At 49.8% G+C, this 438-nt stretch carries 1 pseudogene; it reads right to left on the minus strand.

The features are described 5' to 3' along the window. Nucleotides 1–58 precede the first annotated feature (58 nt). Nucleotides 59–438: pseudogene (locus tag ACTHUT_RS22155) on the minus strand (hypothetical protein); the annotation flags it as partial.

Genomic DNA, 438 nt, shown 5'->3' on the forward strand with positions numbered 1-438 from the left:
GTGCTGCTTGATGCTCATATGTCCAGCCAACCGCAGCTTGACCGCCATTTTGCAAAAACTACATCGCCAGTAATAATGGGTGAAAGCAGGTATCCATATTATTGTCGGCAGCAACAACCAAAGTTGCACCATACGTGCCTAACGCTTGCGCGGCATGCAAAACGGGGGAATTGTGCAGATTGGCAATGAAGTCAAACGGCCTCGCGGCGTGATGGTTCAATACATTATCCGCCATTTTTTCACACACGGATGGCGAAGAAACCGGCGTACCGAGACAAACAGCGCAATCAAAACAAAGTTCTCTTTGTTCCCTCCATTTCCCTGCGCCAAGCACGGAAATCAAACTCAAGCGGATGAGGCGGTGGGTATCTATATCGATGTGGTGGTGTGAGGGTTGTTTGGGGAGGGTACCGCAGGTGTCGAAGTCCGTATCAAAAA

Source organism: Neisseria sp. P0022.S010, assembly GCF_051956635.1.